The 8,855-nt window shown below is 71.8% G+C and carries 10 protein-coding genes; 6 read left to right on the forward strand and 4 right to left on the reverse strand.

Annotated elements, in window-relative coordinates; all coding sequences use genetic code 11:
* Positions 1–4: 4 nt before the first annotated feature.
* The 5 genes from BZY54_RS17205 to BZY54_RS17225 all read left to right on the forward strand — a co-directional run bounded on the left by BZY54_RS17205 (position 5) and on the right by BZY54_RS17225 (position 4,118).
* Positions 5–451 (forward strand): phosphatase domain-containing protein, encoded by a 447-nt coding sequence (locus tag BZY54_RS17205; RefSeq protein ID WP_086726076.1) that lies wholly within the window; start codon positions 5–7, stop codon positions 449–451.
* Between the two features lie 111 nt (positions 452–562).
* Positions 563–1,834: an ATP-binding protein gene (locus BZY54_RS17210; RefSeq protein ID WP_086726077.1), complete on the forward strand. Its 1,272-nt coding sequence runs from the start codon at positions 563–565 to the stop codon at positions 1,832–1,834.
* A gap of 93 nt (positions 1,835–1,927) precedes the next feature.
* Complete coding sequence (recO, locus tag BZY54_RS17215) at positions 1,928–2,674, forward strand: DNA repair protein RecO (protein ID WP_167414011.1); 747 nt, start codon at positions 1,928–1,930, stop codon at positions 2,672–2,674.
* A gap of 58 nt (positions 2,675–2,732) precedes the next feature.
* Positions 2,733–3,572 carry an isoprenyl transferase gene (locus tag BZY54_RS17220; protein ID WP_086726079.1) on the forward strand — a complete coding sequence of 280 codons (840 nt, stop codon included), beginning with the start codon at positions 2,733–2,735 and terminating at the stop codon, positions 3,570–3,572.
* A 24-nt stretch (positions 3,573–3,596) separates the two neighbouring features.
* Positions 3,597–4,118 carry a hypothetical protein gene (locus BZY54_RS17225; protein WP_086726080.1) on the forward strand — a complete coding sequence of 174 codons (522 nt, stop codon included), beginning with the start codon at positions 3,597–3,599 and terminating at the stop codon, positions 4,116–4,118.
* A gap of 10 nt (positions 4,119–4,128) precedes the next feature.
* Here the strand turns inward: BZY54_RS17225 and BZY54_RS17230 are convergent, their stop codons facing one another.
* The 4 genes from BZY54_RS17230 to BZY54_RS17245 all read right to left on the reverse strand — a co-directional run bounded on the left by BZY54_RS17230 (position 4,129) and on the right by BZY54_RS17245 (position 7,270).
* Positions 4,129–4,545: a Fur family transcriptional regulator gene (locus BZY54_RS17230; RefSeq protein ID WP_086726081.1), complete on the reverse strand. Its 417-nt coding sequence runs from the start codon at positions 4,543–4,545 to the stop codon at positions 4,129–4,131.
* Between the two features lie 75 nt (positions 4,546–4,620).
* Positions 4,621–5,523 (reverse strand): metal ABC transporter permease, encoded by a 903-nt coding sequence (locus tag BZY54_RS17235; protein ID WP_086726082.1) that lies wholly within the window; start codon positions 5,521–5,523, stop codon positions 4,621–4,623.
* Positions 5,523–6,290 carry a metal ABC transporter ATP-binding protein gene (locus BZY54_RS17240; protein ID WP_086726083.1) on the reverse strand — a complete coding sequence of 256 codons (768 nt, stop codon included), beginning with the start codon at positions 6,288–6,290 and terminating at the stop codon, positions 5,523–5,525. Before BZY54_RS17240 ends, BZY54_RS17235 begins: the two co-directional genes overlap by 1 nt.
* Positions 6,291–6,310: 20 nt before the next feature.
* A complete protein-coding gene (locus BZY54_RS17245) occupies positions 6,311–7,270 on the reverse strand; it encodes a metal ABC transporter substrate-binding protein (RefSeq protein ID WP_086726084.1) in 960 nt (319 codons plus the stop codon).
* 183 nt (positions 7,271–7,453) lie between these two features.
* Here BZY54_RS17245 and BZY54_RS17250 point away from each other — a divergent pair, with 183 nt between their 5' ends.
* Entirely contained in the window at positions 7,454–8,836 is a 1,383-nt protein-coding gene (locus BZY54_RS17250) for a glycine--tRNA ligase (protein ID WP_086726085.1), read from the forward strand.
* The last annotated feature ends 19 nt before the right edge of the window (positions 8,837–8,855 follow it).

Here is an 8,855-nt window from a genome sequence, read left to right on the forward strand (position 1 = left end):
CCGGATGACGAGCGAGGAACAGCGGTGGCAGGAGGGGCGGCCGGGCGTGCTGCGGCTGCCGTCGGGGCGGCTGGTACGCGGCCGGGGCCTGCGCCGCCCGCCCGACCCCGGGGCGCCGAACCCCACGTACGGCGTCCACCTCCTCGGCAGGCGCCCCCCGTCCGTCCCCTGGGAGTCCCGCTGGATCCGCTGGCCGGACTTCCGCCTCCCGGCCGACCGCGCGGCCGCACGAGCGCTCCTCGCCGAGGCCTGGGAGCGGGCGGCCGACGGACGGGTGGAGATCGCCTGCGGTGGCGGCCGGGGCCGTACCGGGACCGCGCTGGCCTGTCTCGCCGTCCTGGACGGCGTACCGGCCGGGGAGGCGGTGGGGTACGTACGGGAGCACTACGACCGCCACGCCGTGGAGACGCCGTGGCAGAAGCGGTACGTCCGCGGATTCACCGCCGGCTGAGGGCGCCTCTGCGAACCGTGTGACCTGGGGGGCCGAGGTGCCTCCTGGGATGTTTTCGCGGCCGTCGGTGGCTTGATGACCGCGGGGGAGGGGGGACCATACTCGGGGGGTATGACTGGTGCCACCCCAGCCACCGCCCCGGCGCGGCGGTGGCCCCCACGACCGGACAGCGTTCCGGCGGCCCGGCGGTTCGTGCGCAACACACTGGCCGGCACCCCGCCGGACGTGGTGGACGAGGCCGAGCTGCTGGTGAGCGAGCTCGTCACCAACGCGGTGCTGCACGCGCACACCGAGGTCGAGGTGAGGGCCTGGGCCCGGACGGGCCGGGTGCACGTGCGGGTGCGGGACCGCGAGCCGCACCGCACGGTCGCGCCCCACTCCCGCGGCCTTGAGGCGGGCACCGGGCGAGGGCTGCAGCTGGTCGAGGACCTCGCCGCCGGTTACGGCGTGGAGTGCGACAGCTGCGGCAAGACCGTGTGGTTCGAGCTGTGGCCCGAGGCGCCCGAGATCCCGCCCGCGGCCGGGTGGGGCGAGGCCCCGCCGGCGACCGGCCCGACCGCCTCGGTGCTGCTGGTGGACCTGCCCGTGGCGTTGTACGCGGCGGCGCAGCGACACCAGGAGGCACTGCTGCGCGAATGCCAGCTGGCCGCCCTCGCCGGGCAGCGGTCCGACGTGCCCCCGCCGGGGGACCTGCGCGCCGCCCAGGGCGGCCGGCAGGGGCTCGACGCCGGAGTGACGGCGGCGCTCGGGCCGCACCCCGTCGAGCCGGTCTGCACGGCGCGGGTGCCGGTGCCGCGCGAGGCCGCCCCGTCCGTACCCCTGCTGCGCCGGGTGCTGGACCGCGCCGACGCGGCGGCCGCCGCCGGGCGGCTGCTCACCCGGCCGGCGCTGCCGGAGATCCGCCGGGTCTCCACCTGGCTGCTGGACCAGGTGGCCGGCCAGCTTGCCGGCGCGCCCGCCACACCCTGGACCGCCGCGACAAAGGAGGACGACGCCGAGCCCGCGATCCCGGCGGTCTGGGACCCCTCCGCCCTGCACGCCGGCGGCGTGCCCTGCGTGGCCGCCGACGACGGGAACCGGATCCTGGCGGTGAACCGGGCCGCGGCCGCCCTGCTCGGCTGGGACGCGGACGTCCTGGTCGGCCGGCGGCTCACCGTGCTGATCCCGCCCGAGTGGCGAGAGCGCCACGTCGCCGGCTTCACCTCCCTGCTGCTCACCGGGGAGTCCCGCATCCTCGGCCGCCCGGTACGGGTCGAGGCCCTGCACCGGGACGGCCACACGATCCCCGTCGACCTGCTCATCCACGCCCAGGAGGCACGCGAGGGCCGCACCGTCTTCGTCGCCGAACTCTCCGTCCCCGAGCAACGAGCCGGCTCGGCGTGACCGTCCCGACGACGGCGAAGGCGCGCGAGGCCTGAGCCGCCGTGCGCGCACCTGAGCCGCCCGGGGTCCTGCGCATGGGCGAGAATGGACGGCATGAGCCTCTTCCGGGACGACGGCATCGTCTTGCGCACCCAGAAGCTCGGCGAAGCCGACCGGATCATCACACTGCTCACCCGTGGGCACGGGCGGGTACGGGCCGTGGCCCGGGGCGTGCGACGGACGAAGTCCAAGTTCGGGGCCCGGCTGGAGCCGTTCTCGCACGTCGACGTGCAGTTCTTCGCGCGGGGCAGCGAGCTGGTCGGGCGCGGGCTGCCGCTGTGCACCCAGAGCGAGACCATAGCGCCCTACGGCGGTGGCATCGTGACGGACTACGCCCGCTACACCGCCGGGACGGCCATGCTGGAGACCGCCGAGCGGTTCACCGACCACGAGGGCGAACCGGCCGTTCAGCAGTACCTGCTGCTCGTGGGCGGCCTGCGCACCCTCGCGCGCGGGGAGCACGCCCCGCATCTGGTGCTCGACGCGTTCCTGCTGCGCTCGCTCGCCGTCAACGGCTACGCGCCCAGCTTCGGCGACTGCGCCAAGTGCGGGATGCCCGGACCCAACCGGTTCTTCTCGGTGGCCTCCGGCGGCTCGGTCTGCGTCGACTGCCGGGTGCCCGGCAGTGTCGTACCCTCGCCGCAGACGCTCGCGCTGCTCGGCGCGCTGCTCACGGGGGACTGGGAGACCGCGGACGCGTGCGAGCCGCGGTACGTGAGGGAGGGGAGCGGACTGGTGTCCGCCTATCTCCACTGGCACCTGGAGCGCGGGCTGCGCTCACTTCGGTACGTCGAGAAGTAGCCGTCGAGCAGTGGTCCGGGCACGTAGTACCCGCAACAGCAAGGGAGACGAGAAGCACATGGCCGTACGCGGGATCCTGGGACGCCAGCGCCGCGAGTACAGGGAACCGGAGCCGCATCCGTCCGGCGCCCGCGCGCCGAAGCTCCCCGGCGAGCTGGTTCCCGAGCATGTGGCGATCGTCATGGACGGCAACGGGCGCTGGGCCAAGCAGCGCGGGCTGCCCCGCACCGAGGGGCACAAGGTCGGCGCCGAGCGTGTGCTGGACGTGCTCCAGGGCGCCATCGAGATCGGCATCGGGAGCATCTCCCTGTACGCCTTCTCCACCGAGAACTGGAAGCGCTCGCCCGACGAGGTGCGGTTCCTGATGAACTTCAACCGCGACTTCATCCGCAAGTCCCGCGACCAGCTCGACGAACTCGGCGTCCGGGTGCGCTGGGTGGGCCGTATGCCCAGGCTGTGGAAGTCGGTCGCCAAGGAGCTCCAGATCGCCCAGGAGCAGACCAAGGACAACGACCGGATCACGCTGTACTTCTGCATGAACTACGGCGGCCGGGCCGAGCTCGCGGACGCCGCCAAGGCCATGGCGGAGGACGTGAGGGCCGGCCGGCTCGACCCGTCGAAGGTGAACGAGAAGACCATCCAGAGGTACCTGTACTACCCGGACATGCCGGACGTGGACCTGTTCCTGCGCCCGAGCGGCGAGCAGCGCACCTCCAACTACCTGCTCTGGCAGAGCGCGTACGCCGAGATGGTCTTCCAGGACGTGCTGTGGCCCGACTTCGACCGCCGTCACCTGTGGCGGGCCTGCGTGGAGTTCGCCTCCCGCGACCGCCGCTTCGGCGGCGCCATCCCCAACGAGGAGCTGCAGGCCATGGAAGGCCGCACCGAGGAGGACTGAACGCCGACGGTACGATCCCGCCTCATGGTCATGGACATGGGGCGGGACGAAAGACAGGACGCCGTCGAACTGGTCTACCGGCCGACCCGCGCGGACATCCGCGCCGGTGTCGCGGTGCGCGAGCGCAGGCGGCGTCTGCATCTGGTCCGGTGGGGCTTCGTCGTCGTCTTCGCGGCCCTCGGCGTGCAGGCCGCGGCCTCGGAGGAGATGTCGGTCCTCTCGGTCGTGACAGCGCTCTTCTGTGCGGCCGTGATCTGGTCGACCCCGCACTTGCAGGCCCATCACGCCTTGCGCACCGTCTCCTGGCAGGGCGAGTACCGCACGGCCGTGACCGGGACCGGAATCACCGCCGAGACCGCGCACGTGACGCTTCTGCAGCGCTCGTCGGTCTTCCGTGGCTACCGCGAGACCCGCGACCACGTGGTGATGCTCAGCCGCGACCCGAACATCCTGCTCGTGGAGGTACTGCCCAAGCGCGGGCTGCGTTCCCCGCAGGACGCCGCCAGGCTGCGCGCCCTCCTGGAGGAGCACCTGCCCCGCGTCTGAACCGGCGCCGTCAGCCCTGCGCCGCCGCGCACTCCGCGCACGTGCCGAAGATCTCCACCGTGTGGGCGACGTTGACGTAGCCGTGTTCCGCGGCGATCGACTCCGCCCACTTCTCCACGGCGGGGCCCTCGACCTCGACGGCCTTGCCGCAGACGCGGCACACGAGATGGTGGTGGTGCTCGCCGGTGGAGCAGCGGCGGTAGACGGACTCGCCGTCGGAGGTGCGCAGGACGTCGACCTCGCCGGCGTCGGCGAGGGACTGAAGGGTGCGGTAGACCGTGGTGAGGCCGACCGAGTCGCCCTTGTGCTTCAGCATGTCGTGGAGCTCCTGCGCGCTGCGGAACTCGTCGACCTCGTCCAGGGCCGCCGCCACGGCTGCCCGCTGCCGGGTCGCGCGGCCCTTCACGGGCGGTCCAGCGGTCGTCACCGGTTGCCTCCTTCTGCTGGCGCGACTCACATGTGCGTCTGCCCGGGCCATTGTGCCAGCCCCCGCCGTGACGGGTCAGACGCCGACCTCGTCCCCGGCCCCCCGACTGGCCGGAATCACGCACTCCGCGGGGTCCCCGGCGGGCCGTGAGGCGGCGAGCGCCCGGGCGCGGCGCCGGGCCAGCGGCGTGGCGAGGGCGGTGAGGACGATGAACGCCGCGATGGTCAGCAGCACGATCGTCGCACCGGGCGGCACATCCTGGTAGTACGAGGTGATGGTGCCGCCGATCGTGACGCTCACCCCGATGGCGACGGCGATCGCGAAGGTCGCGGCGAAGCTGCGGCTGAGCTGCTGGGCCGCCGCGACCGGGACGACCATCAGCGCCGAGACCAGCAGCAGGCCGACCACGCGCATCGCGACCGTCACCGTCACCGCCGCCGTGACCGCGGTCAGCAGGTTCAGGGCGCGCACCGGCAGCCCCGTCACCCGGGCGAACTCCTCGTCCTGGCTGACCGCGAACAGCTGGCGGCGCAACCCCAGGGTGACCAGCACGACGAAGGCGGCCAGCAGGCAGATCGCCACGACGTCCGACTGCGAGACCGTCGAGAGCGAGCCGAAGAGGTACGACGTGAGGTTCGCGTTGGAGCCGCCGGGGGCCAGGTTGATGAACATGACGCCGCCGGCCATGCCGCCGTAGAAGAGCATCGCCAGGGCGATGTCGCCGCGGGTGCGGCCGTACCAGCGGATCAGCTCCATCAGGACGGCGCCCAGCACGGACACCAGCGTCGCCATCCACACCGGGGACGTGCTCAGCAGGAAGCCGAGGCCGACGCCCGTCATCGCCACATGGCCGATGCCGTCGCCCATCAGGGCCTGGCGGCGCTGGACGAGGTAGATGCCGACGGCGGGCGCGGTGATACCGACCAGGACGGCGGCCAGCAGCGCGCGCTGCATGAAGGCGTAGTTCAGGAGGTCCATCAGCTCAGCAGTCCCGTGCGGATCGGATCGGCGCCCGTGGCGTCGTGCGGATGTACGTGGTCGTGGCCGGGCAGGGCGTGCTGGCCGACCGCCTTCGGCGGCGGGCCGTCGTGCAGCACGCAGCCGTCGCGGAGGACCACCGCCCGGTCGATCAGCGGCTCCAGCGGGCCGAGTTCGTGCAGCACCAGCAGGACCGTCGCGCCCTGGGCGACCTGCTCCCGGAGCGTCGCGGCCAGCACCTCCTGGCTGGCCAGGTCCACGCCCGCCATCGGCTCGTCCATGATCAGCAGCTCGGGTTCGGCGGCGAGCGCGCGGGCGATCAGCACCCGCTGGTGTTGGCCGCCGGAGAGCGCGTTCACCGAGTCCTTCGCGCGGTCCGCCATGCCGACCAGGTCCAGGGCGCGGCGTACGGCCGCGTGGTCGGCCCGGCGGAAGACGCCGAAGCGGGTGCGGGAGAGCCGGCCCGCGGAGACGATCTCGGTGACCGTCGCGGGGACCCCGCCCGCGGCCGTGGTGCGCTGCGGTACGTAGCCGACGCGCGCCCAGTCGCGGAAGGAGCGGCGCGGGGTGCCGAACAGCTCGATCGTGCCGCCGCTGACCGGTACCTGGCCGATGACGCTGCGCACGGCCGTGGACTTGCCGGAGCCGTTCGCGCCGAGCAGGGCGACGACCTCGCCGCGGTGCACGGTGAGGTCGATGCCGCGCAGCACGGGGCGCGAACCGAGTTCGGCGGTCACCTGGCGCATGCTGATGACGGGCTCGCCCATGACGTCGTCCTCCGGGCCGGTCACTTGGCGCCCAGGGCCTGCTGGAGGGCCTTGAGGTTGGCCTCCTGGACCGAGATGTAGTCGGTGCCCCGGGACTTCTTCGTGATGCCCTCGAGCGGGTCGAGGACGTCGGTGCGCAGGCCCGCGTCCCCGGCGATCGTCCGGGCGGTCTTGCCGCTGACCAGCGTCTCGTAGAAGACGGTGCTGACGCCGTCGGCCTTCGCCATCCTCTCCAGGTCCTTGACCCGGGCGGCGCTGGGCTCGGACTCCGGGTCGAGGCCGCTGATGGCCTCCTCGGTCAGGCCGTAGCGCTCGGCGAGGTAGCCGAAGGCGGCGTGGGTGGTGATGAAGACCTTGGTCCTCGTGTGCGCGAGGCCGTCCTTGAACCGGGTGTTCAGCTCGTCGAGCTGTTCGACCAGGGCCGCGGTGTTCTTCCGGTAGTCCGCCGCGTGGTCGGGGTCGCCCTTCTCGAACGCCTTGCCGACGCCCTCGGCGATCTGGGCGTAGCGCACCGGGTCGAGCCAGACGTGCGGGTCCTTGCCGCCGGACTCCTCGCCCTCGTGGGTGTCGTGCGCGGCGGCGTGGCCGCCGACCTCGGTGCCGTGCTCCTCCAGCGTGGTGAGGGAGGCCGCGTCGATCTTCGTCCCGATCTCGGACTGGGCGACGGCGTCGTCCACGGAGGGCTGCAGGCCCTTGAGGTAGAGCACCGCGTCGGACTTCTGGAGCTGCGCGGTCTGCCGGGCGCTGATCTCCAGGTCGTGCGGCTCCTGGCCGGGCTGGGTGAGACTGGTGACGTGGACGTGGCTTCCGCCGATCCGCTCGGCGAGGAAGGCCATCGGATAGAACGACGCGACGACGTCGAACTTTTCCGTGCCGCCCGCCGCGGCGCTGGAGGAGGAACAGGCGGAGAGGGCTCCGAGACCGAGGGCGGTGGCCGCCGCGACCGCGGTCCCCGATATGAGGCGTCGTCGTACGTTCATGACAGTCATTTTCAACTAACATGGAAACCGTTGTCAACAAGCCCTCCCGAGCGGCCGTGAGGGACCCGAACAGGCTCCTTACCGGGCACCGATTTGATTGAGGGGGAGCCCCCGCCGGTACCCTGAAGCATTCGCTCTGAAGCGTCTCGCTTCGTCGCCCGTCGTCGTAATGAAGAGAGCACCGTGGCCGCCGACAAGATCGACACCATCGTCAGCCTGAGCAAGCGCCGTGGCTTCGTATTCCCCTGCAGTGAGATCTACGGCGGTCAGCGCGCCGCCTGGGACTACGGGCCGCTGGGTGTCGAGCTCAAGGAGAACCTCAAGCGTCAGTGGTGGCGCTACATGGTGACGTCGCGCGAGGACGTGGTCGGTATCGACTCGTCCGTGATCCTGGCCCCGGAGGTCTGGGTCGCCTCCGGTCACGTCGCCACCTTCACGGACCCGCTGACCGAGTGCACCGCCTGTCACAAGCGGTTCCGCGCGGACCACCTGGAGGAGGCGTACGAGGCCAAGCACGGCCGTATGCCGGAGAACGGCCTGGCGGACGTCAACTGTCCCAACTGCGGCAACAAGGGCCAGTTCACCGAGCCCAAGCAGTTCTCGGGTCTGCTCTCCACGCACCTCGGCCCGACCCAGGACACCGGCTCCGTCGCCTACCTGCGCCCCGAGACCGCCCAGGGCATCTTCACCAACTTCGCCCAGGTGCAGACCACCTCGCGGCGCAAGCCGCCGTTCGGCATCGCCCAGATGGGCAAGTCGTTCCGCAACGAGATCACGCCGGGCAACTTCATCTTCCGCACCCGCGAGTTCGAGCAGATGGAGATGGAGTTCTTCGTCAAGCCGGGCGAGGACGAGAAGTGGCACGAGTACTGGATGGAGCAGCGCTGGAACTGGTACACCGGCCTGGGTCTCCGTGAGGAGAACATGCGCTGGTACGAGCACCCGAAGGAGAAGCTCTCCCACTACTCCAAGCGCACCGCCGACATCGAGTACCGCTTCAACTTCGGCGGCAGCGAGTGGGGCGAGCTCGAGGGTGTCGCCAACCGCACCGACTACGACCTCTCCTCCCACGCCAAGGCCTCCGGCCAGGACCTGTCCTACTTCGACCAGGAGGCCGGCGAGCGCTGGACGCCGTTCGTCATCGAGCCCGCGGCCGGTGTCGGCCGCGCGATGCTGGCGTTCCTGCTGGACGCCTACGTCGAGGACGAGGCGCCCAACGCCAAGGGCAAGATGGAGAAGCGCACCGTGCTGCGCCTGGACCACCGCCTGGCCCCGGTGAAGGTCGCGGTGCTCCCGCTGTCCCGGAACCCGGAGCTGTCGCCGAAGGCCAAGGGCCTCGCCCAGACCCTGCGCCGGCACTGGAACATCGAGTTCGACGACGCCGGCGCCATCGGCCGCCGCTACCGCCGCCAGGACGAGATCGGCACGCCGTACTGCGTCACGGTCGACTTCGACACGCTCGACGACAACGCGGTGACGGTGCGTGAGCGCGACTCGATGAAGCAGGAGCGGGTGTCCCTGGACCAGATCGAGGGGTACCTGGCGGGGCGGTTGCTCGGCTGCTAGGCGCTGCGCTGGGCGGGCG

Source organism: Streptomyces carpinensis, from assembly GCF_002154505.1.
Taxonomy (GTDB): Bacteria; Actinomycetota; Actinomycetes; order Streptomycetales; family Streptomycetaceae; genus Streptomyces; species Streptomyces carpinensis.

Bases quoted from the DNA above. Each gene is read 5' to 3' on its own strand.
- BZY54_RS17225 (WP_086726080.1), top strand. From the start codon at position 3,597: ATGGTCATGGACATGGGGCGGGACGAAAGACAGGACGCCGTCGAACTG.
- BZY54_RS17210 (WP_086726077.1), top strand. From the start codon at position 563: ATGACTGGTGCCACCCCAGCCACCGCCCCGGCGCGGCGGTGGCCCCCA.
- BZY54_RS17205 (WP_086726076.1), top strand. From the start codon at position 5: ATGACGAGCGAGGAACAGCGGTGGCAGGAGGGGCGGCCGGGCGTGCTG.
- recO (WP_167414011.1), top strand. From the start codon at position 1,928: ATGAGCCTCTTCCGGGACGACGGCATCGTCTTGCGCACCCAGAAGCTC.
- BZY54_RS17235 (WP_086726082.1), bottom strand. From the start codon at position 5,523: ATGGACCTCCTGAACTACGCCTTCATGCAGCGCGCGCTGCTGGCCGCC.
- BZY54_RS17245 (WP_086726084.1), bottom strand. From the start codon at position 7,270: ATGAACGTACGACGACGCCTCATATCGGGGACCGCGGTCGCGGCGGCC.
- BZY54_RS17240 (WP_086726083.1), bottom strand. From the start codon at position 6,290: ATGGGCGAGCCCGTCATCAGCATGCGCCAGGTGACCGCCGAACTCGGT.
- BZY54_RS17220 (WP_086726079.1), top strand. From the start codon at position 2,733: ATGGCCGTACGCGGGATCCTGGGACGCCAGCGCCGCGAGTACAGGGAA.